General features: G+C 48.0%; 16 protein-coding genes. 7 read left to right on the forward strand and 9 right to left on the reverse strand.

The window, feature by feature from the left end; all coding sequences use genetic code 11:
- Positions 1-39: 39 nt before the first annotated feature.
- Positions 40-1344 (forward strand): alpha/beta fold hydrolase, encoded by a 1305-nt coding sequence (locus EKK48_25775; protein RTL36650.1) that lies wholly within the window; start codon positions 40-42, stop codon positions 1342-1344.
- Positions 1345-1514: 170 nt separating this feature from the next.
- Here the strand turns inward: EKK48_25775 and EKK48_25780 are convergent, their stop codons facing one another.
- The 5 genes from EKK48_25780 to EKK48_25800 all read right to left on the reverse strand — a co-directional run bounded on the left by EKK48_25780 (position 1515) and on the right by EKK48_25800 (position 12604).
- A complete protein-coding gene (locus EKK48_25780) occupies positions 1515-7859 on the reverse strand; it encodes a hypothetical protein (GenBank protein ID RTL36651.1) in 6345 nt (2114 codons plus the stop codon).
- Positions 7860-8118: 259 nt separating this feature from the next.
- On the reverse strand, positions 8119-8478 hold the full coding sequence (locus tag EKK48_25785; protein RTL36652.1) for a hypothetical protein: 360 nt from the start codon (positions 8476-8478) through the stop codon (positions 8119-8121).
- Positions 8479-8596: 118 nt separating this feature from the next.
- Positions 8597-9718: a formylglycine-generating enzyme family protein gene (locus tag EKK48_25790; protein RTL36653.1), complete on the reverse strand. Its 1122-nt coding sequence runs from the start codon at positions 9716-9718 to the stop codon at positions 8597-8599.
- On the reverse strand, positions 9718-11253 hold the full coding sequence (locus EKK48_25795; protein RTL36787.1) for an arylsulfatase: 1536 nt from the start codon (positions 11251-11253) through the stop codon (positions 9718-9720). The genes EKK48_25790 and EKK48_25795 overlap by 1 nt, the downstream gene beginning before the upstream one ends.
- 154 nt (positions 11254-11407) lie before the next feature.
- Positions 11408-12604: a hypothetical protein gene (locus EKK48_25800; protein RTL36654.1), complete on the reverse strand. Its 1197-nt coding sequence runs from the start codon at positions 12602-12604 to the stop codon at positions 11408-11410.
- 325 nt (positions 12605-12929) lie between these two features.
- On the opposite strand from EKK48_25800, the gene EKK48_25805 reads away from it, so the two are divergent.
- From EKK48_25805 to msrB, 5 genes are all read left to right on the forward strand, one after another.
- Complete coding sequence (locus tag EKK48_25805) at positions 12930-13949, forward strand: hypothetical protein (GenBank protein ID RTL36655.1); 1020 nt, start codon at positions 12930-12932, stop codon at positions 13947-13949.
- Positions 13950-14218: 269 nt separating this feature from the next.
- Positions 14219-15400, forward strand: coding sequence for a serine/threonine protein kinase (locus EKK48_25810; GenBank protein ID RTL36656.1), 1182 nt, complete (start codon positions 14219-14221; stop codon positions 15398-15400).
- Complete coding sequence (locus tag EKK48_25815; GenBank protein ID RTL36657.1) at positions 15397-17313, forward strand: serine/threonine protein kinase; 1917 nt, start codon at positions 15397-15399, stop codon at positions 17311-17313. The genes EKK48_25810 and EKK48_25815 overlap by 4 nt, the downstream gene beginning before the upstream one ends.
- A 151-nt stretch (positions 17314-17464) precedes the next feature.
- Complete coding sequence (msrA, locus tag EKK48_25820; GenBank protein RTL36658.1) at positions 17465-18034, forward strand: peptide-methionine (S)-S-oxide reductase; 570 nt, start codon at positions 17465-17467, stop codon at positions 18032-18034.
- A gap of 88 nt (positions 18035-18122) precedes the next feature.
- On the forward strand, positions 18123-18626 hold the full coding sequence (gene msrB, locus EKK48_25825) for a peptide-methionine (R)-S-oxide reductase (protein ID RTL36788.1): 504 nt from the start codon (positions 18123-18125) through the stop codon (positions 18624-18626).
- A gap of 52 nt (positions 18627-18678) precedes the next feature.
- On the opposite strand, the gene EKK48_25830 is transcribed toward msrB, so the two are convergent.
- From EKK48_25830 to EKK48_25845, 4 genes are all read right to left on the reverse strand, one after another.
- Positions 18679-19626, reverse strand: coding sequence for a hypothetical protein (locus EKK48_25830; protein RTL36659.1), 948 nt, complete (start codon positions 19624-19626; stop codon positions 18679-18681).
- A complete protein-coding gene (locus tag EKK48_25835; protein RTL36660.1) occupies positions 19626-20912 on the reverse strand; it encodes an NAD(P)/FAD-dependent oxidoreductase in 1287 nt (428 codons plus the stop codon). Before EKK48_25835 ends, EKK48_25830 begins: the two co-directional genes overlap by 1 nt.
- Positions 20913-21043: 131 nt before the next feature.
- Positions 21044-22567 carry a serine/threonine protein kinase gene (locus EKK48_25840; protein RTL36661.1) on the reverse strand — a complete coding sequence of 508 codons (1524 nt, stop codon included), beginning with the start codon at positions 22565-22567 and terminating at the stop codon, positions 21044-21046.
- Positions 22479-24821 (reverse strand): serine/threonine protein kinase, encoded by a 2343-nt coding sequence (locus EKK48_25845; GenBank protein RTL36662.1) that lies wholly within the window; start codon positions 24819-24821, stop codon positions 22479-22481. The genes EKK48_25840 and EKK48_25845 overlap by 89 nt, the downstream gene beginning before the upstream one ends.
- Positions 24822-24967: 146 nt before the next feature.
- Between EKK48_25845 and EKK48_25850 the strand changes: the two genes are divergently transcribed.
- Entirely contained in the window at positions 24968-26683 is a 1716-nt protein-coding gene (locus EKK48_25850) for a serine hydrolase (protein RTL36663.1), read from the forward strand.
- Positions 26684-26686: the final 3 nt, after the last annotated feature.

Genomic DNA, 26686 nt, shown 5'->3' on the forward strand with positions numbered 1-26686 from the left:
ATATCGGTTGCAATCGCCATTCAACTTTCAAAGAGCATTATGCATTCTCCTGAAACTATAGTTCAGCACTTCCGCGGCCTGACCTGCCAGGGACACTATTTCGATGTTCCGCTGGACTATGACAACCCTTCCGGACCGCACATCAAAGTATTTGCGAGAGAAGTTGTTGCAAATGAAACGAAAGAGAAAAAGTTACCCTGGCTCGTGTTCTTACAGGGCGGACCGGGGTTTGCATCACCCCGACCTGAATCAGCGGATGGCTGGCTCAAGAGCGCGCTTAAGAACCATCGCGTGCTGCTCCTCGATCAGCGCGGCACCGGACTAAGTACTCCAGTAACACATGAAACGATGGAAGCGTTTGCAAGCCCTGCACAGCAAGCGGATTATTTGAAATACTTTCGCGCTGATAATATCGTCCGCGACTGCGAGTTCATCCGCAAAAGTTTTGCAGAGGGAGCCCAGTGGACAGTTTTAGGACAGAGCTATGGCGGATTTTGCATCACCACTTATCTTTCATACGCGCCTGACGGCTTGAGCAAAGCCATCATTTTGGGCGGCTTGCCACCACTGGTAAACAACCCGGACGAAGTGTACAAGGCTACTTATCGCCGCGTTATCGAGAAGAACAATCAGTACTATCAGCGGTTTCCTGCAGATGGTCCAGCCGTTGAGCGAATCGTCAATCACCTGCGCACAAATCACGTCGAATTGCCAACAACTGAGCCCTTGAGCGCTCGTCGCTTTCTTCAACTAGGCATAGCCTTTGGCTTCAACGGCGCCGGTGGAAATATGAACGCAATTCACTATTTGCTCGAAGGCGCTTTCGTCAGCCACAGCCCAAAAGAAAAGCTTTCGTACAACTTCCTAAGAAATGTCGAAAGAATGATGAATTACAACAGCAACCCGATCTATTCGTTGCTGCACGAGGCAATCTACTGTCAGAACGAAGCATCTAACTGGTCTGCAGAGAGAATGATGAATCAATTTTCTGAATTTGGCAGCGAACATCGACCGACATTTTTTACCGGCGAAATGATTTTTCCATGGATGTTCGACGAATATGAATGTCTTAAACCGCTGAAAGAAGCGGCGCGAATTTTAGCGGCTTACGAGAACTGGCCCCGGCTCTATGACGTAGGAGCGCTGCGTAAGAACACAGTGCCTTGTGTCGCCACCATTTATTACAACGATATGTATGTCGACCGAAAATTCGCCGAAGAAACGGCTAACAACATTCACGGCATGAAAATTTGGATTACTAACGAGTACGAACATGATGCCATCAGGCAGGACGGCGGACGAGTGTTAGACCGATGCTTCGAGCTGCTGGAAGATCCTGCTTAATAACCTGTTGAACAGATGCTTTGTACTGGTGAACATCCTGATTGACAGCCTGCTTTGTACTGGTGAACATCCTGATTGACAGCCTGCTTTGTCCTGCTTTGTCCTGCTTTGTCCTGCTTTGTCCTGCTTTGTCCTGCTTAGTACCCTTTGTACTCTTTGTACTGCTTTGACTATTGGATCTCAATTTCCTCTGTGGTTGTTCTTCCGAAAGTCTCTGGCGAATACATTTCTTCAACCTTGCAAGGTGGCACAGTGAAAGCACCGGGCGTGGTGGCGCGGGCGAAATACGTATATTCGGCCGTGCCGCCAGGTAAGTAGGTAGTGAAAACTTCGGCGCGATTGTCTCTGAAGTTCTGATGGTCAAACCACGTCGGTCGCCAGATGTAGCGCAAGTCGCCTTCATCAGATTCGCCTTGCGAATCATCGCTCGACTCTGTTGGATACGAACCTTTCCCGCTGTCTTCGACTGTGCGTGTACCGGACAAAGCTGGATTCAAAGGTTCGAAACCAGCCGGGAATGGGTCTACCATCGCGACGTGATATCTGGCACCGGGATTCGATATTTTTATCGTCACCTTGACAGTCGCACCGGGTCGCACATGCAATTTGCCGGATGCATCTCTACTTACGTCTGTTGCCGCATCGACCCCTGTATACGTACGGGAAATCGTGAAACCTCGCGACGTTGCCGGCGGATTCAAGTCCTTAGACGCGCACTTCATGCCGACTCTGTAATAAAGTCTGCCTGTTCCGTTTTTAGTTAAAGTCAACAGATCATCCTGCGGATGCTGCTGCAAATAATCCATCGGAATGTTCATCTGCGTTGAGTCTAAACTTCTTCCTACAAATTTTTGCTCAAACGAAATATGTTCTCCCAGCCAAAATTGAGCCAGAAAGTTCGGATCATCCTTTTCGTACACTTCAAAATACTTACTCAGCGCCACCAATGAAGCGGCGTTCTCTTGAGTATTCAGCCACCGTCCATTTCGGCGTGTCTGCAACAAGCCTTTTACCAATTTCGGAATTACGTCGTTTTGAGGTTGACTTGCAAGCAGAGACTCCAAAACAATTGCAGTCTGACGATTGGGCGAATAGTAAAGAAGATATCCATATTCACCATATGTATCGTCACCTGCGCTGGCCGTCGAACTGGTTTCATCTATGCCTGCGGCAACGAGATTTTCGATAGCTTCAACTTCTTTGCTGTTTGCAACACGATCGTGCACCAACACCGGCAGTAACCGCGCCATTGTTTCAAGAGACATGACACGAGGCAACAGTTCCTGCAAGCTAAGATTATCAGCGGCTTGCGAGGATTCCTTAGAAGCGGTGCCGGCATCAACGCTACTCTTAACACCAGACGTCCTGGACTTCTCATATTGCGCAACGGCATCTTGCACCAAACGCCTTGCTGCCACGACGTCTACATCACCCATCTCACAGCGAACGCTCAAAGAATCAGCCAGCAAAGACAATCTGGACGAACTGCCATAGTACTTAGGAATGAGCGCTTCCGCATGCCTCAGATAAGACTTGCATTTCTCTAGAACATTAGAAGGAACAGTGATGCCTCGTTTTGAACACCGATAAAGGGCCCTTGCACACTGGATAGATACATAGGGATATTTATATCTCTCCTCTCTGCTCCAGAGACCGAAACCACCGTCTTCCTGCTGTCGCTTGCAAAGCTCCACAACCAATTTATCTTGCAGCGCAATCACGTCTGGAAGACTGGCATCCTTCACGGCCGATTTGAATTTAGAGGTGAGATCGGCCAGAGCGCCCAACCCAAGCAGCTGCGAAGATATCTGCTCTGAACAACTAAACGGATACTCCCTCAAATATGAGCCAGCATCAGATAGCTGCTGCATCGCAGTGCTGCTGGTTGTAATTTCCAAACCGCCAACTGAATCGATTACATTCGCAGGTGCAACAATCTTCTGTGACACTACATCCTGATCGATTTGACCGTAAGTTGCGAAAGATTCAGAGGTTAGTGGAGCCTGCAGTGGAATTGACAGTTCGGAAGCATCGCTTGATCCATCAGCAAAAACTGCCACCTGGAGATCTGCAGAACCAGCTGTTTTCGCAGCAACTGGAAACCTGATTTCAACGCGATCGTTTGCGGGAATTTGAAATGCTTTTCCGCTTAAATACAGATTCTCATTCGCCTGCTGTGAATTTGATTCCTCACTGATCACGTTATTGGCTCGTACAACCAATTCCGCCTGCACAGGCTTATCAGTACCATTCTGAACGACAAAGGGCAGATCGCATCTGTCCTTATAATTCAAAAAACGCGGCACTGATGGACGCACCATCAAGGGCAAACTGGCGGTAAACATCGAACTTCCAAGCCCGAACTCTCCAGCATTCCTGGCTGCAACCGCCATGACTTTGTATCTCGTCAGATTACCCGGCAAGGTGAAATTGACTTCTGCAGTTCCATCGGCATTCGTCACTATGGCGGGATTAAAGTAAGCAAGAGGGTTGAAATCAGAACGAACCTTAGGTTTTGACTGGGACCCCGTGTCCTTGCCAGCCTCTTCCTGAACACTCTCAGCTGGAGCGGGAGCTTTTGCGGCGTTCTTGCGATCTTCTGAAGCAGAACCGCCCGGCAAGGGTGGCGGTGGCAACGCTGACGGTGGCGGCAAAGCGCTTATTTCGCTACCGAAGCTATCATAATTCGGCTTTATTTCTGCCTGATTGACGATGTTAGATGAAAGATCATTATCACCTTGATAGGCGGCGTTTCGATAAAAAGTATCTAGTGGGTTTGCCCAGTCGTACTTTGTGAGAGCAAGAATCGACTCATCCACAACAGCTAAAGCGACCTGACCTCCCTCCACTGCTTTACCCTGAGCATCTTTCAAACTGATCATCAATTTGACAGATTGGCCAGGTTGGTAAGCTGAAGCCTGAGCGGCAGCAGAAACTGACAATTGAACCGGTTCTGTTGGCACTACGATGTCGGTGCTGCAAGCAGCGGAGACATTCTTCGGACCATAAACTGTCGCATCAACAGTGACCTGCGGATAATAGGTATCCTTAATCGGCAGAGAGACGACAGCTTTCTGATTCGACACTTCAAATGGAATCAGCTCACGGATGAACTGACCTTTTGCTAAAAGCACACCGTGACCGGTGGCAAATGGCACGTGAATTTGAATTTCAGCGACATCTCCGGGCTTGTAACTTTCCTTGTTGGCAGTGGCTGTTGGTGCACTATCTGCGGAATCGTCGGACGCTGATTGTTTTTCCTGAGAGTCCTTCTGGTCGGCAACAACCTCGACAGCTATCTTGGATTGATTTTGCCGTCCCTGTCTATCAGTTACTTTGGCTGTGACGTAATATTGACCTGGATCGCTGAAATTGAAAGTGCACGTTTTGGACTGTGCTCCAGACACGTCATCAATGACTTGAACGTCCTTCTGCACAACTGTGCCATGCGAATCAGTCACCTCGCGCGCGGCGAGAAGTTGTACTGCATAATCTGACTGAATTTTACCGTCAGTGTTAACAACAACAAATTCGAAGGTCTTCGGTGTCTTCGAATGCAGCTGCGTTTCGTCTTTCTGCTTCAATCCCACATATACTGAGGCCGGATGCACCTTGACTGTAGTGGAGGCGCTCCACTCTTGCCTGTTCAGATCCTGCAATGTAGGCTCGACTGTCAGGTCAACCGGTTCAATGACGTCAAGCTTCGAACATCGCAAGCTCACAGAATCTATGCCATCTACGCCTGAAATTCCATCTAAAGTCTTCTGAGCTCGATCACTATCGCTATCAAAATTGATTCGATTACATTTACTGTCAAAAGTAAAACTCGAAAAATCAGCGCTGGAAAAATAAGACGGCTGAGACTTGACCAGCCAGTGCACTTTGCTGTGAGGCATGACCGCACCAGTCCGATAGGAGCCCTTTGCCTTGATCAAAGCTGCATCGCCCAGAACCATTTCAGACTTATCAGAATCGATAGTTACTTCAAACTCCGGACGCCGAAACTCTTGAATCTGAAAGTCACCTGTACTCTCACGATTCTGCGGAATATATTTAGCCGAGTCTTTAGCTGTGAGATTAATCGTAGCTTCCCCAAGTTCAACCGCGTTGGGAAGCGTAAATTCAAAAGCAAATACACCATACTTATCGGTCCTGGTTGAACCTTTCGCAATCTCGACTTCATCGCTGCTTTTAATCACATAGGTAAACTCGACCGGAACGGCAGGAACTGATAACGAACAGTCGCGGAGATAATCTGTCCAGCGCACCAATCCATTTACGTGCACCTTTTCACCGGGGCGATACAAGTTTCTATCAGTGTTCTGGTAGACAAGAAAATCGCCGTTCTGCGGTGTGTAACTCCATCCATCATTGTTAGGCAAAATGGTACTTTGCACTACTTTGCCCAATGAAGCTCGGCATTCAACCAGGTATTGCTTATCATCAGTCAAAGCAAACTTTGCAAGACCATGATCATCTGTGAGTGATTTAGCACCACCAGGTAACATCACCAACTCAGCACCGGGAAGGGCCCGACCGGTATTAGCATCAGTAACCAGGAAATAAGTCGTCTTACGGTCATTAAAGGTGCTAATGCGCGTCGAACTATATTCGAGCCACTGACAGAAGCGCGCTTGTATACCTGGGGCTTCGACAATAACTATGAAATGCGAGTGACCATCTTTTACATACTGACTCAGATCAATCGGCAAGTCGGTCCACTTTTCCAAAGTTCCACGAGAATCAAATTTTCGCTTGAGCAAAACCTTTAGAGAGGAAAGACCTTGTGCAAACTCTTTGGAATGAACAGAGGCATTAGAATATGCGGCGTGAAATTTTTTCCAATCAGAAACATCGGCTGACAGAAGCGAAACCATAACACCGGGCTGATTATATGTGAATATGTGATATGCCGGCTTCGGACCTGGCAATATTTGTGCAAGCGGGTCGTCGGGAAGGTAAATTTTCGGTGGCTTTGGCACGACAGTAAAGCGACAAAAATGCGATCCACTTAGTGGTTGCCCGTAAATATCTCGAAGACTGCTACTCAGGTTGACCGTGTAGGTAGTACCGAGTTTGAAGGCACCGCTCAAGCTCGCATCGAAACCTTGTATCTCTACATTCAAATTTTTCACGGCAGGAAAAACTTTAAACATACTCGGTTCACAAACATCAGCGTCAAGCTGATTGCAAAACTTTATAGAAGCTGTGCCACCTGCATAAATCGATTGGACTTCAGTCGGCTTCGTTGTCAGACGCAACGGCGGATAGGTATGAAAATTGAATGATTGGCGCTCGTGACCTCTATTTGGACCTTCCATCGAAGGCACCCCAGGCGATACCACAACATCTACTCGAGTATTTCTAGGCAGACTGTTCAGAGCCTTGCAAAATAGATACCGGAGCTTTCGACTGGCCGTCCAATCCGCAGGTACAGCCTCTTTACTTACATAGTCCCGGATCTCTTGCTCCGTAGCCAGCCTGAGCGGCACGGGTTTGCCATTAATCCTGGCCGAAACTAAATTGACTGCTTTCCTGGCTTCGATCTTTTGATTAAAACCAAAGACCATAAGCGGATTCAATGAGTCAGCCACCGTATTGTAAGGAGCGCTCAGGTTGAATGACTCTGCACGTGGAGATGGTGTCGAGAACGTGTTAGTGTAATTCGCTTCCAGAGTTCCACCAATGAGCGAATGAGTTCCGGCTGGAACTTCAATTTTAAATGTTGTGGCACTGGGGAAGAGTTTGGCTTTCGGCTGGAAGGCGATAGATTGAGCGTCATACCAGTGCCAGGCTCCCGGAATAGCAGGAGTCAACTTAACTGGAATAGCGGCATCGTTTCCCTCTGGTGAACTTATCGCCACCATAGGCTGACTAAACGATATCTTCAAAACATCAACAGCCGAAACTTGCCCCTGATGGCTGACACGTCTGACCTTGAGAGGCAAGCTCTTAGCCTGTTCTGGTCTGGACGGCAAATCAGATGCAGAATTTTGGGGAGGAAACTCCTGTATCTGAACATTCGCTTTGGGTGGAGGTTGTTTGATGTAAGAGATCGGTTGAAACTTAGCAGTTGCTTCAGACTTCCGCATCGGAGGCATCAACAGGGCAAGTTCTTTCAATCTCTCTGGGGAAAGTGCCTTAAGATCCAGCGGCGTCGGCACAGAAGAAACAGCCGATGACGATTTCTCCTCCGTCAATTCTAAAACTTGTATTGAATGGCTCTGTTGTTTATTGACCGGAGGAGGCGCGGGAGGAGGCGGCGGCAAAATTGATGGCGGTGGTAACTCCGGTGATGGAAAATGGGCGACAGACAACTTGTGAGCTGCAATCTTTTGATTCCCTCCGTCAGCATCGCCTATCGACTGGCTGGAAGCATAAACTTGCAAATTAGCTACAGGGCAAAGGATAGAAACGATGCAATAGACGGTTATCCATAGTCGAAAATTCCTGAAGCGAGGCACATTGCGCCTCGGAAGCATACACGTAAAAAATTCCGACTTATCTGCAGTCATGAGAAGAGCCTATCTAAAGGAGAATACGGTTCCGTGATTCGGGGCTCCGAGTATCCATGTTTACTGGTTTTCCATTATCCACTGTTTCAGAAATTAAAGCGGCAAGAAACAAATTTTTCAAAAACGAATTTAGTATGGTTCGAAAAATTAACAGCAGCGAAATTGTTCGGTGACATCAAATGCGGTGCAAATCAAAACGCCGCCCTTTCGGGCGACGTTCAATTCATAAACAATTCAAAGCGTTTTAAATCGCCGTGAACTATTTTGCTTTTTTGGTGGTCTTGTTCAAACCAGCCTGCTTATCCAATCTTGCTTCAAAGGCAGCCAACTGCTTCAAAATGTCCTTCTTGCCGGAAGCATTCATTCCGTTACCTCTGGATTTGAGGTCATCTTCTCTGGTCATGATGCCATCGAAGTCTCTTTGCAACTGGGCATTTTGGTCAGCATCGATCAAGCCGTTTTTGAAATCATCTTTCAATTTCTGTTGGATGCGTGCTGCATCTTTGTTCATTGAACCTTTAACAGGCTGATTGTTTGTAATTTCGCTCTGGCTGAAGCTTGGTGCAACTGGCATAACTGCAGCTACTACGAGCGCGGTCAAAAACAATTTCTTAAGCATTTGCAACTCCTGGTCAACTATGCGCGTTCATTTTAGTACATTGTCGAGAAAGATGTTATAGCAAATCCCGTAAACGATACGGCATAAACTATTTCGGATGATTTCAAGGTGACATTAACTACTTCGGAACCGAGCGTACACACCTGAAACCGACATGATTCGCTGCCGTCTTTTCTTCTCCCTTGCCCCGGGTGCCGACCAGGTAACGAGTGCAATATTGATCCGTACAAAGAAAGGAACCACCGCGTTGCACGCGTTTTTTCTCATTCGGCTCGGCGGGATCCCAAGATGTACTTGGTCCCTGGGGATTTCTGGTGACGACACCAGGTGTCAATTGGGCATAGTAGTCAGCTCGGTACCAATCGTTGCACCATTCCCAAACATTTCCGGCGATGTCGTATAGTCCATATCGATTGGGTGGAAATTTAGCGACCGGTGCAATACCGACAAAACCATCAGTACCGGCATCTTTAACAGGAAACGTGCCCTGATAGATGTTGGCCATCCACTTACCGCCAGGCTTGAATTCGCTGCCCCACGCAAATGGAGCACCGCTTAAACCACCACGGGCAGCAAACTCCCACTCCGCCTCTGTCGGCAATCGCTTATGAGCCCAACGACAGTAGGCCTCGGCATCGGGATAGGCAATTTGAACGACAGGATAATTGTCTTTGCCGACAATATTACTTTTTGGTCCTTCCGGATGCTGCCAGTCAGCACCATGCTGATATCGCCACCACTGATAAATATTGTTCAGCGGCACCATATTCGGTGTGGGCGAAAAGACAGTCGCGCCGGCGACAAGATTTTCTTTCGGAGCCGTTGGAAATTCCTCCTGTGTTGGAGCAATTTCCGCTACCGTTTTGTATCCTGTCTCCTGCACAAACTTTCTGAATTGCGCGTTTGTCACCTCCGTCTTGTCCATCCAGAACGGATCGACAAAGACCCGGTGAACAGGACGCGCGTCACGCATGTGCTCGTGCCCGCCACCACAGAGTTCAAGCCCAGTGGGGTCCTCGCTGCCCATCGAAAATTCCCCGCCGGGAATAAGCACCATACCGTCTGGTGCTTTCTGTTTTAAGTTGACTCGATTTTGTACGGTCTCCTTAAACGCAGTTTCTTTCGACGCGGTTGAAATTTTTTTCTCAACCTCATTGATTGCAGAGACAGGCGCGGCAAGCAGAACAAGCGAACCTATCGCAGTGAGCACTGAGCTTAAGATAGCGGCGTGACTCCGCATTACTTACCCTGTGAGTTTATCTTTTCCATAATCGCCTGTTTCACAGATTCCATATTGAAGGTTGCACCCCTCTGCATTGGTGGAAATGCGACGAAAGATTGTGCAGCTTTGGATACTTCATCCTGGACAAAAACAAAGCGCCAGAACTGATCAACAAACCAATTATAGTAGGCAAGAGAACCCGTTTTACCATTTGGCATGCCGCATCGTTCGAACGGATCGAGACGAAGATTCGTCAAAATCGGCCAGTCGACTTTATCGGTTGAACCAAGCCATCCATTCGGTTGATCTGTAAAGCGATATTTGTAGTCGTTGATTCTGACAGCGCTGAGAGTACCTTCAGTGAAGTAGAAGATTTCATGACGCTTCGATGGACCTTTACCAGTGAGCAAATCTGTCTGATCGTAACCGTCAAGATAAACCTTGTAGGTTTGATCGCCTACTTGTTTCCCGCTCAGTAACTCACTCTTTATGTTCGGATTACCGGCTAACGAGACTAAAGTCGGAAACCAATCAAGCCCCGAAACGATGCTGTTTTCCACCTTGCCTGCCGGAATGTGTCCAGGCCAGCGAATGATTGCCGGCACACGGAAGCCACCTTCAAGGGCGGTACCTTTTCCGCCGGCAAAAGGAGTCTGACCACCGTCGGGCCAGGTGAAGTTCTCAGCACCATTATCAGTGGTGAAGGCGACAATGGTGTCATTATCAAGCCCATTGTCTTTGACATACTTCAATACTGAACCGACAATATCATCGAGTTGCGCCATTCCAGCTTCTTCGATTGACCAGCCATTGTCGGGAGTACGCATCGCTTCGTACTTATCTGATAGATGCGTCTTAATATGCATACGAGTTGGATTCAACCAGACAAAAAATGGTTTGCCATCTTTTTTCGATTTATCCATAAATTTGAGAGCATTGTCGAGAATTTCGTCATCGACAGTTTCCATGCGCTTTGGAAAGAGTTCTCCAGCATCCTGGATTTTCTGTTTACCAATTTTGCCCCAGCGCGGTTGGACAGTTGCATCATCAGCGTCAGTCGCCCAGCTGTGAATCATGTTGCGCGGACCCATCGTCGTCTTCAATGCTTCTGGATAATTGCGATGGGACGGATCTTCCATTGCATCGAGATGATACAGATAGCCGAAGAACTCGTCGAAGCCATGAACCGTCGGGAGGAAACGGTTCAAATCGCCCAGGTGGTTCTTGCCAAATTGTCCTGTCTCATACCCCTGCCCTTTCAAAGCAGTAGCCAGCGTTATCGCCTGGTCCGGAATTCCTGTTGTAGAACCGGCCTGACCAACAGTTGTCAGACCAGTGCGAATAGGTAATTCACCCGTAATGAAGTTGGCTCGACCCGCAGTGCAACTTGCCTCAGCATAGTAATCGGTAAATCGCATTCCCTCATTAGCCATTCGATCTAAATTTGGAGTGCGACCAGCCATAATTCCCTGGTTGTACACGCCGATGTTCGACCAACCAACGTCGTCACCCATGATAAATATGATGTTAGGCTGTTTGCTCGTGGCAGCCATAGTAGCCGAAGGCAGTAGTGTTGTGCCGATGGCAAGAATGACTGAACAAACTTTGCGGGCAAGTTTTTTCACAATTAGCTCCCTGATTTAAACTCAACAGTTCCAGACTTTAGCATTGACTGAGTCCGCTCAACCTGAAAATTCACTGACTCAATTATCGACGCAGAAGGTGAATCACCTTCTTGTCGTAGTCAACTGTATACTGCCAGCCATCGAAGACCTGATGGCCAAGCAGAGGCTCCTCCCCGCCAAAACCGCCGCCCATATGGGCTGCGACACTCAAATCATTACAGTCTATAGGACCGATGCGCAGATGGTTTATCGTATAGACGTACGCAGAGCCTGAGCCAGAAACACCGGTAAAAGTACCGGTGGGGCAACCATCCGGGACAGGCGCACCATATTTGGCGGCTTGTTCAGGACTGTGAAAAGCAATACCGGAGCCGGAATTTCCAGTATCCATCATAAATTTGTTCTTGCGCCCGTTGATCTCGCCTTCGACGATGATTCGATTTCCAGCCTCGCGAAAAGTAAAAGGCAAGCTGTAACCCTGACTTTGAGAAGAGGCAAGCGAACCTTTCTTCGTAAATCGAATGCACTTCGCCGACTGATCCACTTGATATTCGAAGTGTTTGACAAACGTCTGCCCCAGGAGCGCATGACCATCTTCCGAATCCATTACCTGGATATCAGCTTTAGGATCGATGAAAGGTCCAACTTTGACGGCCGCAGTCATGCGCCATGTGCCAATTCTATCGGCATTAGATGAACCACCGGTGGAGCCAGTTGCTTCTCCATCCGGAGGACGCACGCCTATTGAAGCCAGCTCATGCCTGCCGATGCAAATACCCGGAGCGCCGGTATCAAGCATCATTTCAACAGGGTGACCATTGATTTCGACAGTCAACATCATCCTCTTTCCCTGTGCTTTGTAATACACATTCGCCTGATCAGGACCTTGAATTGTTGATTCAGAGCGGGAAGTAACGGAGGTGATGGAAGAACTGGTAACAGATTGGCTACCGCGAGAAACTGCGCCTGTTGAATGATAACTGGGATCTAGTTTTACTAGAACAGACTCAGCATATGAAGCAATTTGGCTTCCTGGGCTAGTTTGCACAACCTGTCGATAAAGGCTTCTAGCACGAGACATATTGCCGATCTGTTGATTGCACAATGCGTCGTAATACATTGCATTGGCATCACGAGGACTAGTCTGTAGATATAGATCAAAGGCGGCGCTGGCTTCTTTGAAGCGATGCGCTTGATAGTGCGCATAAGCTTCCTGAACCTTATTTGCACCAAAAGCTGGTGCGACGGAATTTGTCAAAAGCCCTGCTAATGACAACATCAAACCAATCTGGTTGAGCTTATCTAGAAATCGAATCGTCTTTTCTCCGCAGTCGAGACACGAATACCATCTTAAAATCTGCCTCTTGTCAACCTTGATAATAACGGCTAAGTCAAATTCTAAGCCATGTAAAGCACCTAAAATGGTCACGCAGTGGCATTTTACAGCATCACGAAGTAAATATTTCAATCAGGTCGAAATCTGGCATCGCCCGGGTATATAGATTCCAGACCGGGCTCAAATGTTGAACATTAAGCAGGCAGGGGCGCCCTGTCGCCGCCGCCTTGGTCGATTCGCTTAGTAAAGGATAGGAGAACGAGTCGAAATGAGCATTGATAATGAAAATGACGACATGGACGCTGAAAATCCAGGCAATGCTGGAGTAGCGACGGCGCCATCGATAGACGATCTCGATGCAGCCATGGCAGCTTTGATCCGCGCTGCAAGCCCTTCCGAAAGCACACAAGCGCAAAGCGCCATGGAGCCTGCCAGATCGGGACCAGCTATGGCCCTTGTAAATTCAGTCTCGATCATGGATGAAGACGACGACGACTTTTTTGATGACGATGAAGAAGACGAAACCGAAGATGCACAAGACCAGGCTCCGGCGCCACTAGCCCAGAGACAGCAGCCGACTCCGCCTGCACCGATCCCTTTCCGTGCTCCTCAAGCGGCATCAGAACTGCAGACAGCTCCAGCCCAGATGCAGTATTCTCAACCTCCTCAGATGCAACAGCCGGCTCCTGTAACCGCTGAGTATCAGCAACCCCATTACACAGCGCCGCAACCACAGCAGGCTCCAATGCAGCCCGAGTATGCAGCACCGCAGATGCCACCGCAGCCGCAACCACAACCGGTGCAGATGCAAGAGCAGCAACAGCCTCAGCAAGTTCAGCAAATGCAGCCACAACCACAGCCTATGGCGGCACCACAACCAGCACCGGTGCCGCAGCAAGCCCCAGCACCACAGGCAGCTGCTTATCAACAGCCTCAGCCAGCGGCTCAGCCCGAGGCACAGGCTCCTCAACAGAACTCCGCCCCCCAACACGCTAGAGCGACACTGATGCACGAAACCAACCAAGACAAACACCTCCACGATGCCAGCAAGTACATCAAGAAGTGGCTGGAAGACAACACTAATGATGAAGAAGTAGTGGAAGCCGCGATGGATTGGGCAAGAAAGCACAAAAATGCTGAACACAACGGACACGTTATTGCAAGTCTGTTGCTCCTCGACAATGGAGACAACGAAGTTACTGTAATGGCTGTACGCTGGTTGACGCATCACTCAATGCATGAACTGGCACCAGAAATCGTCGATGGTTTGACCAGAAGACAACAATAAAATCAGCAATAACATCCGATCGGAATTATTGAGTGTGATAGCGAGCGGTACCTATGGTACCGCTCGTTTTCTTTCTGCGATGAAGCGCAATCGGTTACGGAAGCGTCTCGTCTCTCAGCATTTGACCGGTATCTGACAGAATCTGATCAATACTTCGTGACAAGCAAATTCCAATAAAATTCACTCAGGATAAATTCGAATATAGTCATCTAACTACAATGTTTTGGGCATAAAAGTTCTAGGAACCCTGTATTTATAAGACTCAAATCGTGTCCCAGCCAAAACAAGACTATATGTCTCCGCATACACACATCGGCTTCCAGGCATCTGGTGTCGGTGATGAATACAGACAAGGAGACATGCTGGGTGGTCGCTACCAGGTAGTGAGCACGCTCGGCAGAGGAGGGATGGGAGTTGTCTACAGAGTCAAACAAGTCTTTCTCGACAAAGAATTCGCTCTGAAAACTATCAGTAAACAGTGCCTTACCGAAACTTCGATCAGGAGATTTCAGCAAGAGGCATTAACATCATTCGCCATCGATCACGCCAACGTAATCATGGTCAATGACTTCGGTCTACTTGACGATGACACTCCATTTCTCGTAATGGAACTGCTCGACGGTGAAACACTGGGAGACCGCCTGCGCCTTCGAACCCGACTGAGTGTTGACGAGGCCACTGATCTTTTCATTCAAGTTTGCTTCGGCATGGCATACGCTCACGAAAAGGGCATCGTGCATCGGGATATTAAACCGAATAACATCATGATTTTGCAAGATCGCCCACCTGGCACCGAAGGCAGTGTCAAAATAGTTGACTTTGGGATCGCCAAATATTCAGCCAGAGAAGGTGGAGAAGTACAAGCCCTGACTCGCACAGGCGAAATCTTTGGCAGTCCACTGTACATGAGTCCAGAACAATGCCAGGGAGGTAGCGTAGACCACCGCTCAGACATCTACTCACTTGGTTGCGTGATTTTCGAAACTCTCACCGGGTCGCCTCCCTTTGTTGGCGAGAACGCACTGATCACGATGATGATGCACCAAACCGAGACTGCGCCCTCATTGAGTGACGCCGCCGGAAAAGACTTCCCAAAGCAGCTCGAAGCCATTGTCGCTAAGATGATTGCAAAACAGCCTCACCAGCGCTATCAAAGTCTCGGTGAAGTAGCACTCGAACTTGGCGCTCTTAAAAACGGCGGCACTGTTAAAGCCGCTCGAACTCAGGAAAAAGCAAAGCGAGAACAGGAAAAAATATCAATAGCCAAACCCACCTTCATAGCATTACTCTTTTTAGCTGTAGCAATTTCTGCCTTAATTTCTTACTTCGCTGTATACGCTCTTACGCCAGTGGCGCCGCGCAAGGTAATTCAAGTAAGAGAATCAGCGATCACACAATCTGAAAATTCGCCTGCGAAAAATGCCGAACAGGAGCAACCGCGGCAAGAATGAAAACTGAAAAATCCGTCAAACAAGAGAATTCGAACCTCTTCGAGCCAGGTCAAACACTTGGCGGTCGATACCAGATAATATCCGCTCTCGGTCGCGGTGCAGTTGGCGTTGTCTATCACGTGTCACAGATGTTCTTGAACAAAGACATGGCGCTGAAGACAATCGAGAAACGTGGACTAACCGAGAAAACGCTACATCAGTTTCAAAAAGAAGCACGCACTGCTTTTGCAGTAAAACATCCCAATGTGATTGCAGTAGACGACTTTGGGCTCCTCGATGACGGAACCCCCTTTCTTGTCATGGAACTAATCCGCGGTGAAACACTGGCAGAACGCCTGAAGCGCAAAGTGAACTTACCGGTCAACGAAGCAGTGCCCATGTTTCTGCAAATCTGCGAAGGCTTAGCACATGCGCATCAAATGGGAATCGTCCACCGCGATATCAAACCCAGCAACATCATGATTGTAGACGATCTTGAAGTCGGCACCGAAGGTAGTGTCAAAATAGTAGACTTCGGCATCGCTACTTTCTCATCCCCGGAAGACGATGACAACCAGAGCAACGAGATCTGCGGAAGTCCACTATACATAAGCCCGGAGCAATGTACAGGAGCGGCGGTAGATGAGCGCGCCGATATCTACTCGCTCGGATGCGTACTGTTTGAAACACTCACAGGTACGCCGCCTTTCATTGGGGAGAACGCCCTGACGACACTAATGAAACACAAATCTGCAACGGTGCCAACGCTTCGAGAGGCGTCGCTGGGAAGATCATTTTCCAGAGAGATGGAACAGATCGTAGCTACCATGTTGGCAAAATCACCAGACAACAGATATCAGAAAATTACCGATGTTGCCCGAGATCTCGCTAGTGTCATGCAGGGAGAGAAAGTCAAGCCAAAATTAGCAGCATCCAAACCTAAACAGCAAACTACAGCACCATCAACGCCACTAACTCTCACTCGTAACTTATTCTTTGGAATAATCCTTGCGACAACACTAATGTCCTCGACCATAGCAGGTTTCGCGGCCTTCCAGATAAAACATCTGGAGATGGAAAAGCCCATCGTCGAAGTCATTCGTGACAAAGCGAGCGCGCAATTCCGCGCAGAAGATAGCGCGCTTCCACTTGACGACGAAACCATTGCAAACATTCAGACAATTCCCAACGACCAGTTGCTGCTGCGATTGCAAGCCGCTAAGAGTGACGGGCGTCTGGGCCTACACTATACCAACCTGGATCGTCAAAAACTCCAATTAATCGCCCAGGCGAACTGGATCAAGTTTCTGGATTTGGAGCAATGCACCCTGGACAACAAGTCGCTTGCTGTTCTGTCGCAACTGCCGGGTCTTTATTATCTTTGTACGAAGGCATCCAACTTTGACGACACTGGTGCCGAGGCTCTGAAGAAAGTAAAAACTCTCACTACAGTCTCAGTTGGAGGTTGCAACGTTACTGATAAAGGTGTTGAATCGATATCGTTCAACAAAAATATAGACTATCTCGATCTCGACTCAACTAAGCTTACTAACAACGGTCTCAAGTTTGTTGCACAACTGCCGAAATTGAACAAATTGAAAGTGAGAAATAATCCCCAACTGACGGCTGATGGATTGAAACATCTCAATTCATGCACGATTCAAGAACTCTGGCTAAACGATAATCCCGGCATTGATGACGAAGCGTGCAGAACCCTGTCCAAATTCCCATTTCTGTCATTGGTGCTTCTTACTAACACTAACGTCACCTTGACTGGACTTGAGGCTCTCTGCGGCAATCCATCGCTCAGAGAACTAACAATCGATCGCTGCAAAAGAATATCAGAAAAGGATGCGGTTATCCTCCGGCGAAAAAATCCGCATCTCAAGATTCACTCTCTTCCTGAAAAACCCAGAGTAAACCTTAACGATTAGCGTTTTGACGGCTCATCTGAGTTCAGACCAACTCCACAGGGATTGACCAACTCCACACGGATTTCACAGCCTATAATCTAGAGTAACAAGGCGACCTCATGAAGTAGGGGTTGGTCGTGTCAATCATAGCGGGCGGCGGTTGAACAGTATCATGGCAAAAAAGAAATATATCACGGCGCTTTTAGTATCAACGTTTGTTTCCATTCAACTGGCAGGTGCCCAGACGTCGGTAAAGCAGACATCAGGGCAAACAAAGCTCGAACGAGCTCTGTTCTCAGAGGGCTGTTTCTGGAAAGTGCAGAGCGTGTTTAGCAAAGTGCCAGGGGTCGTGAAGACCACAGTCGGTTATTGTGGTGGCAAAGTTTCAAATCCTACTTACAAGATGGTTTGTTCAGACACAACAGGACACGCCGAGACGTGCCTGGTCGAGTTCGACCCGACTAAAACCTCCTATCACAAATTACTGGAAACTTTCTTTGCCAGCCATGACCCGACCACGCTGAACAGCCAGGGTCCTGATTTTGGCACTCAGTATAGATCGGTAATCTTTTACTCGACCCCTGAACAAGAACGTGAAGCAGTGCAAATGAAGGACGAACTGTCGAAGCAGCACAAATTCGCTTCGCCCATAGTCACTGAGATTGTCCCGGCGAAGCAGTTCTACTCAGCCGAAAAATATCATCAGAACTACTTCGAGAAACATGGAATGGTCTGTCACTGATGTAGTAGAAAGTGGAAAGTAGAAAAAAGAAAACAAAAAGCAAAAGCTAACAAAGAAGACAAAAATGAGAAATTCAGTCAAAAATAATATGCAAAAAACTGCACTGATAACAAGCGCACTGCTTTCGCTTTACGGCTGCAGCAGTCAGGCAAAGGAAAACATTCAAGTGAGCGACAACGAATCCAAAACAAAACAAGCAGAAAATGCTGTCAAAAAGCCAGACAGTTACTGGAAACAAAAACTCAGCCCCGAAGTGTATCAAGTGACTCGCTGCAGTGCTACAGAGCCGGCTTTTACTGGTAAGTACTGGAACAATCATGATATCGGACAATACAAATGCAGTAACTGCGGCGAACTTTTGTTCGATTCGAAAACCAAATTCGATTCTGGTACAGGCTGGCCCAGTTTTACTGATGCAGAGAAAAATTCAGTCAGCACTGCAACGGACAATTCATTTGGCATGACACGCACAGAAGTTGTTTGCAAACATTGTGGAGCGCATCTGGGACACCTCTTCGACGATGGTCCGGCTCCGACAGGAAAGAGGTATTGCATCAATTCCGCGTCTCTAGATTTCGAGAAAACCAAGTAACTATACAGCCAGGACAGGTGCTGAGGCAGTTTGCACTTATGCAGGCGATAGTTCAATTTGGAGAAATGATGCCCTTGATGAAACGAATTTTTGGATTATTTTGTGTTTCTCTCAAATGTTCAACGAACTGGTTCTGAACATCAACCAGATCAATTCCGAATTCTCTTTTAAATTCAACATCGAACATTTGATGTGTATTTGCCATCTCATAAACCACCCTGGCAATTTTCGTTATTGCGTTAGGGCACCCGGAGCCATTCAGGTCGACTCGAATGAATTCAATGAATTGTCTCCCCAACGGATAAACACAGTCAGCCCAACGTTCTTGCTCCTTCTTGTCCAGGTCGTAGCCTTCTTTCCTCGCTACAAATTTTTCTTGTTGAAAAAGCCAAATGGCATCATCGGCGGTGAGTCGATTGTCATACGAGCGGGCAGGGATACGTCCTGACGGGTACAAATATTTGTGCTTAGCCAGATCGAAACGATACTCCAGGCTTTGTGCTAATCCCTCGTCCCATGGACGGCTCCAGCCCAATTGCCTGGGATTCAATCCGTTTAGAGTTCGGTAAACCAAAAGGTGAGCAATTTCATGTGCAAGAACGGTGGAAAATCTGATCTTGTCCTTCTTGTAATTTTCATAATTTGATGCCAGCAGATCGAGCTCCAGGGCTTCACCACCTGGCTCGGCATTTAGCGTTTTCTTTGCGTATGCGGTACTCAAAATAGCAACGCAATATTTTTTCTTGAGAGATTTGCTTGTCCAGCCTAGAGCTTCCATATCAAAATTGACAGCATCGGTTACCATTGCCGCTACAGCTTTGGCTTCAGCCTTCGGAATCCGACAATCTGACACAACCCGTGCGAAACTACTCTCATAGACAGTGGGCAGATTATAGAGTTGCTTATTTTCTGGTTGGCCAAACGAGGCGAATACGGGCGCGCAGGCAGAGCCTGTAAAAACGATTGCCATGATAGCCAGGAGGTTTCTTCCAAATTTCATTACTCTTCCAATTGGTCATGATCGCACACAATCTCGGTTTCGGTAATTAATTGCGCTCCCCGCTGGCATGTAGTGAAGGTCCACAACCACTGACAAAAAACGAGAAATCGACTACGCAGTCCAATCAGAAAAAATATGTGGATTATCAACCAGCTCAGCCAGGCCAATACGCCTCGTGCATGAGCATTGAATGGCCATTTGATATTAGCGACTGCCCGCATGCGGCCGATGGTTGCCATATCGCCTTTGTCAAAGTATCTAAACGGCTTACGCGGCTGGTTGGCTAAGTCTCCGACTATTTGTTCCGCTGCATAAACGCCCATCTGCATGGCTGTCTGCGCCACCCCCGGCAACAACTTCCCATTTAGTTCAAGGTGCGCCAGGTCTCCGCAAATGAATATTTCAGGATGGTGCGGCGGGTTTAAAAACTCGTCCACTATCACACAGCCGCGTTTATCGACTGGAAAGCCCAATGACTTACCGAGCGGCGAAGCCTGCACTCCTGCAGCCCAGATAATCACAGCCGCGTCAATTCGCCCGCTGCTGGTCATGACATAAGAATCTTGCACGTCAGTTACCTGAGTATTAGTCATAACTTCAACGCCGCAATCCTTCAATTGCTTGGTCGCGCTGGCGGACAGGTCCTCTGGATACGGTCCTAATACCTTCGGCATCGCCTCCAGCAATATCACCCTTGCTTTGGTGGTATCAATGTGACGAAATTCATCGCGCAGATAGACGTGACAGGTATCGGCAAGCGCCCCGGCAACTTCAACTCCAGTGGGTCCTCCGCCAATAACAACAAAATTCAAGGGCTTGTGCGTATTGGTTCGAACCATATCGCGTTCTGCTTCTTCGAAAGCAGAGAACGTTCTTCCTCTAATTCGAAGTGCGTCCTCTATAGTTTTAAGGCCAGGCGCATATCGCTCCCATTCATGATGTCCGAAGTAAGAGTGAGTAGCTCCTGTCGCTAATATCAGATAGTCGAACTGCAAAACATCTTCGTTCTTCAAATGAACAAGTCGTTTTTCCGGATCGATGGATAGAACTTCATCCATCAGCACAGTGGTGTTTGCCTGCTTCTGCAAAATGGCACGGATGGGTTGAGCAATATCTGCCGGCGACAGAGTTGCAGTTGCCACCTGATAAAGCAAAGGCTGAAACGTGTGGTGATTTTTTCTGTCTACAACAGTGACACTGACTGGCGCTGAACTCAGCGTCTTGGCTGCACGCATTCCAGCAAAACCACCACCGATGATCACAACTTTCTTCATAAAGGCTTCCATAAAGACATACCAAATACTATCACCTGGAAACACCTCTTTTCGATGGCTGCACGTACAACTCAGCCACGGACCAGCTTCAAATCCACAACGCGCAGAGACATTTCGACCAGCTACCGTTCTAAACGTGGCTGTCAGCTAACACTGCTCATCTGCAAAAAATTGGCTCGCAATTCCTCGATGCGCACAAGAGCTTCCTCAGCAGAACCAATTCGTTTTTCCAAATCCATGGCAGTCAAGTCAGCAACTAACCTATCCATTCCCTCTGATATGTTTTCATCGAGGCTTCTAGGAGATGTGACTGACAAAGGAACAGGCTCCTGGGCAGTAAGCAAAAAACTCAGGGTACAGCCCATGGCGTATAAGTCACTCTGGCTGGTGGCATGCCCCCTGAATTGTTCAGGCGCGATGAACGATTGCTTACCAACGAGAGTACCAGTAGCATTACCTAGAAATTCGTTGGCAGCACCAAAATCGATCATCACCAATTCACCGTCACTATCTAACACCAGGTTGTCCGGCGTCACATCCCGATGAACGATAGGCGGGTCTTGACTGTGCAAATATGCCAAAATTTCTGCGATTCTCGCAGCCCAAACTAAGACCTTATCTTCGCGTTGAGGACCGTTTTGCTTAACGAATTGGCTGAGGTCTTGCCCACCCCTATATTCGATTAATAGATATTGCCTCGACTCTTCAACAAAGCAATCGATCACTCGCACAATCGAAGGGTGATTGATTTTCATGAGCAGCCGCGCCTCACGCTCGAACAGCTCAGAGGCCTTCTGCTTGAGTTGCTCATCACTATCTTCGGGAACGACCGATTCTTTAAGCACAACCAGTTCACGGTCTTTGTACTGACATAAGTAAACGGCGGACAACCCGCCAAAAGAAAGCTGACTGACGACTTTCAAACGACCATCCTGCAAGGTCTGGTTAGGCTCTAAAGGCACGTATGCAGTTGCAGTAAAGCGACGCGACAACTCATCGTCCCACATCGCCGTGTAGCTAGGCAGGAGAGCCTGATCCGATTGTTTTTGCAACTCCTCCTGCAGATATTCAAGTTCCGGCGTTCTCTTGCAATTAATAGCCCAAACATTCAAAGCAACAAGAAATTGTTCGAGTTCCTCCGGTGCGAAGCACTTCACGTCGAAATACATTGGAAAACCGTCCGTTGTATGAATGACAATCTCGCGCTTCACCTGCGAGTCAACCAGCTGAGCGGAGTTGATAGCACTCCAAACGAAGTTTCTCCGCAATCCAAAGGTGCTGCCAAGAAAGAAAGGCAATTCAATGCCACTTTTGCTCAAAACAATTCGGTTATCAGATAAATTCAGTACGCTTTTGACGCCGAGAACGGTAATCAACAGCATCCCGGTGACAATGCCAACTGTCTGCATCAACGAATAAGAGAGAACTCGCCATGAATCGACGGGATTAATACAAAAGTAAACGAGCAGCCAGATCAAAAGGCCAGGAATGATGATTCCCCACAACGGCAGAAACAGAACCACTACGGCAAGCATTAGCTTCGCCGGGCGACTGTTATATCGCACTACAATCTCAAGATCAGCCATGAGAAGACCTCGACTTCCAGTCACGATTCTTGAATCTGCGCACTTCAGGCATCGGCTCAACGCTCTGCAAATCGATGACATCCGACCCAGCTACGTCTAATTTCAATATAGATATCACGTTATCAGGCAGCTTCACCTCCGTGCCTTGCAGGGCAGCGAGAGCCTCACGCACCTCGATCGCAGACTGATATCGTTGTTCAGGTTCCGTGTGCGTTAGCTTCGACACTATTTCATCGAACTGAGGGATCACATTCGCATCAAAATCACTGGGATGAGAACTCGTAATCGGTTCAGGATCTCGCCCCGAAAACAAATAAAACAGTGTCGCTCCCATGGCATACAAATCACTCTGCGGAACCGGTTTGCCTCTAAACTGCTCAGCAGGCAAGTAGGCATGTTTCCCAACGACAGTGCTGGTTGTAGTCCACTGTTTCTGCTGCGCAACGTTGAAATCGATCAAAACAAGTCGCCCGGATGCATCAAGAATGAGATTATCGGGTGTGAAATCGCGGTGCACTACCGATGGCGTCAGTGCATGCAAATAATGCAGAACATCACACATTTGCAGTGACAGGGCAATAATGTCGTCTAAAGACAATGGTCCGCACTTCTGGACAATCTGCCTGAGCGACAATCCATCGATGTGCTCTAACACAAGATAAGCGCGATGATCCTCTAAAAAGAAATCGGTCAACTTCACAATCTGTGGGTGATTCAACTCCTCCAGAATTCTCGCTTCATTCTCAAAACGCTCCAGAGCTTGCTTTCTCACATTGCGACTTGTGTAAACGGGCAAAACGAACTCTTTCAGCACGACCGTAGAGCCAGACTTGCCGCGCAGCAACTCCTTTTCATTCGAATCTGAGCGTTCGCACTCATTCTGCAGATAAGGACCGCAGTCTCGCGCGATATACGCAACTCCCTGACCGCCTGTAGCCAACTGGCGCTCAATTACATAACGACCCGACTTCAGTTTCACTCCATCGGTAAGAGGTGTGAGTCGGTTACGATTAGGTGGTGTTGTTAAAGATTGCAGCCAAAGTTCAGTGTAACTCTCTCTCTGCGGAGGCATCAAAGCTCGAATCAAGGCAGGGTCTTGCACTGCATTCGGTGCCATCTCGGTAATCGTTCTCAACAATGTTTCGCGCGAAACATGACCCTTAATCGATTCGATATTCAAATTAACCGTCGTCTTATCCTGCATCCTAATTTGCATGCGCCACTTTTCAGGGTTAGCAACATCGCCAAATTGATCAAGCTCAAAAGCAAGCATGTCTTCCCATCGATAGCTTCGACGGAAAAGAGGAATCTTTTTCCATCTAAAAAACAATTGCAAACAATCAGATTTCAGCCGAATACCATTAGGTTGAAAAACAAACATGCCCAACGCAATAGTTGAAATCCACATTACCCCAAGACAAAGGCAAATAAAGAATGGATTGGTCGCAACGGATACATACACTTCAGAGGCGCTTCCAAGACCGTTTAGCAAAAGTCCGAGCACGAATGACTCGAGTGCATCTATAGTTCTCACAAAAACGGGTACGTCAACGAAACGTTCCACATGTCGTGCGTCTGCTATGAACCCCCAGACGATATCAGGAATTCTCATCAGATAGGCGAGCAGCAAACCTGCGACCCAGCAATACCAGAAGTATTTCTCATTTTCGCTCAACGACTGTTTGAATTTATCAAACTGTTCGTGAGGATTATATGGAATCTCGAGAAAGTCCGATTTCGACTCAGGTCCTGTCGTATGCAGTCGTCTTTTCGGTTTATAAAACCTCTCCCGAAGCGCGGTCAGGTCTTCAAGATCCTCCGGTTCTGCCTCCCACCGGCATTTCGGAGACCACTTTCTCAAGGCCGCGCGAAGATTCAGCAACTTCCTGACTGAAAGCCTCGAATGGTGTATGTCGACGTGATCCGATCCAACCCAGAAACGCAGGTATATTTCCTTCTCATAGTCATCCCAATGCCAGCACAGGCGGTCGACGTCGACAATTGGAACCTGCATAGCCTTGAGCGGCGGAAAGGAAATTTTCGATTTTGTCAAAACTAGAGTATTGATTAGCAGCGCAGCGGTACTAACAGAGCCTAGAGCGAAACTACCAAGCAGCAGGTAGATACGCTCATTCACATCGAAGAAGACAGGAACAAGATAGAAACCGAATATTCCAAGGAAGAGCGCGGGAATGTACACCGCCCAGAGAGGCGCGAGCAACGCCGCCAGACGAAGGGCTGTTCGCATGGTGGAGTTATGCGTGCTGATTACGACCCGTTCTTTTTTCACGTGGTCCGTCGCTAGTCCGCTATCGCCTTGAAAGCCTATATCCATTATGCACGTCAAGTGAAATCGCGCTATGGAGAATACCCTGACAATCTAACGTGCTAAGCTTTCCAGACTTAAGGCGCTCGGAACAAACAGGCTAACGGTTTCAGCACAGCAATTGGAAGACGCACACCGGATTGGATGCTCACCAGATGGTGATCGTGGCACACGGGCTTATCCGATTAAAACTACCGACAACTGACCCAATACAGGTAACCAGAATGAAGACAAAATCGAATTTGACGCTTTTATCCGGTCAGCAGACAACCGGGTCAAGAATTGCAATCTCTCTGGTTTCCTTGTCTATTCTGGCATTCTCTCTGACAACATATCCATCTTCCGCAAAGACAAGCGCTACGCAAAAGCAGGGCGACAAAACCACTCCTGCAGATGCTGCAGTAAACACTGTTACAGAAGCGAAATTGCAATCAGCTCTGGCAACGCTAGAGAAGATGTCACAACAGCTCGTCACCGATCAATCTGTACCCGGGCTTGCGGTAGGTGTGGTTTATAAAGACAAATTGGTTTACGCCAGAGGTTTCGGTGTCAGAGAAGTCGGAAAATCAGAACCTGTCGACGCAGACACAGTATTCCAACTCGCGTCAGTCTCCAAGCCAATCGCATCGACCGTCGTCGCGGCGTTAGTAGGAGAAGGAAAAATCAATTGGGACTCAAAAATCAGCGAATTGGATCCTCAGTTCAAAATGTTCGATCCGTGGGTAACAAGCCAAATTACCATTCGTGACTTCTTTGCTCATCGCAGCGGACTGCCGGATCACGCAGGTGATCTGCTTGAAGATCTAGGCGGCGACCGCGCGCAGGTTCTGCACAGCCTGCGCTATCAAAAACCTGACAGCAGTTTCAGGTCGCATTACGAATACACAAATTTTGGTATCACAGAAGGTGCCGTGGCGGCAGCGAAAGCTTATGGATTAACCTGGGAAGAAGCCTCGGAACAGAAGTTGTTTCGCCCCCTGGGAATGAACTCCAGCAGCGCTCGCTACAATGATTTTATGGCGCGACCAAACAAAGCCCTCGGTCACGTCAAAGAAAACAATCAATGGGTCCATAGAGATCAGCGCCAACCAGATGCTCAGTCACCGGCAGGTGGCGTCAGTTCATCAGTGACCGACATGGCTAAATGGATGCGACTGCAAATCGACAGCGGCAAGTTTGAAGGGAAGCAGATCGTAAACGAAAATGCACTTGCTGAAACTCACCATCCAACCATGTTGACTCAATTCAATCCTTTCAACGGAACTCCCGGTTTTTATGGACTGGGTTTCAATGTTTCTTACGATGAACACGGACGTCTGCGCCTCAACCATTCAGGTGCATTTGGAATGGGTGCGGCTACATGTGTAACGATAATGCCGGGCGAACAACTTGGCGTGATTGCGCTCACAAATGGGAGTCCAAGCGGAATTCCTGAGGCAATAAATGCAACTTTTGTCGACATAGCTCAAAACGGTGCGCCTCAACACGATTGGCTGGCAATATTCAAAAAAGCATTTCAAAATCCTGCCCTGTTAGGAGAGGTGAAAGGCGTAGACTACTCAAAAGCACCGATATCGGTGGCTCCACAATCGGCAAGCTCAGTCTATGTCGGCAAGTACCGCAATGATTTCTTCGGCGATTTAGAAATCAAAGAAACTAATGGCAAACTATCAATGATTGTTGGTCCGAAGAACATCAGCTCGCCCCTCACGCATTACAACCGGGATATTTTCACTTACATGCCGATTGGTGAGAACGCTGATGGCCTGAGCGGTGTTACATTTCTAGTCGGTCCAGGAGAGCACGCTTCAGAAATATTCGTAGAACATTTGAACAAGTGCGGCGAAGGCACTTTCAAACTGGTTAAGTAGTCC

The organism is Candidatus Melainabacteria bacterium (assembly GCA_003963305.1).
Lineage (GTDB): Bacteria > Cyanobacteriota > Vampirovibrionia > Obscuribacterales > Obscuribacteraceae > PALSA-1081.

Coding starts and splice junctions, on each gene's coding strand:
- EKK48_25840 (RTL36661.1), bottom strand. CDS start 22,567: ATGTCATCGATTTGCAGAGCGTTGAGCCGATGCCTGAAGTGCGCAGAT.
- EKK48_25775 (RTL36650.1), top strand. CDS start 40: ATGCATTCTCCTGAAACTATAGTTCAGCACTTCCGCGGCCTGACCTGC.
- msrB (RTL36788.1), top strand. CDS start 18,123: ATGCAAAAAACTGCACTGATAACAAGCGCACTGCTTTCGCTTTACGGC.
- EKK48_25850 (RTL36663.1), top strand. CDS start 24,968: ATGGTGATCGTGGCACACGGGCTTATCCGATTAAAACTACCGACAACT.
- msrA (RTL36658.1), top strand. CDS start 17,465: ATGGCAAAAAAGAAATATATCACGGCGCTTTTAGTATCAACGTTTGTT.
- EKK48_25830 (RTL36659.1), bottom strand. CDS start 19,626: ATGAAATTTGGAAGAAACCTCCTGGCTATCATGGCAATCGTTTTTACA.
- EKK48_25795 (RTL36787.1), bottom strand. CDS start 11,253: ATGGCTGCCACGAGCAAACAGCCTAACATCATATTTATCATGGGTGAC.
- EKK48_25835 (RTL36660.1), bottom strand. CDS start 20,912: ATGGAAGCCTTTATGAAGAAAGTTGTGATCATCGGTGGTGGTTTTGCT.
- EKK48_25800 (RTL36654.1), bottom strand. CDS start 12,604: ATGTTGTCATTAGCAGGGCTTTTGACAAATTCCGTCGCACCAGCTTTT.
- EKK48_25805 (RTL36655.1), top strand. CDS start 12,930: ATGAGCATTGATAATGAAAATGACGACATGGACGCTGAAAATCCAGGC.
- EKK48_25790 (RTL36653.1), bottom strand. CDS start 9,718: ATGCGGAGTCACGCCGCTATCTTAAGCTCAGTGCTCACTGCGATAGGT.
- EKK48_25780 (RTL36651.1), bottom strand. CDS start 7,859: ATGACTGCAGATAAGTCGGAATTTTTTACGTGTATGCTTCCGAGGCGC.
- EKK48_25815 (RTL36657.1), top strand. CDS start 15,397: ATGAAAACTGAAAAATCCGTCAAACAAGAGAATTCGAACCTCTTCGAG.
- EKK48_25845 (RTL36662.1), bottom strand. CDS start 24,821: ATGGATATAGGCTTTCAAGGCGATAGCGGACTAGCGACGGACCACGTG.
- EKK48_25785 (RTL36652.1), bottom strand. CDS start 8,478: ATGCTTAAGAAATTGTTTTTGACCGCGCTCGTAGTAGCTGCAGTTATG.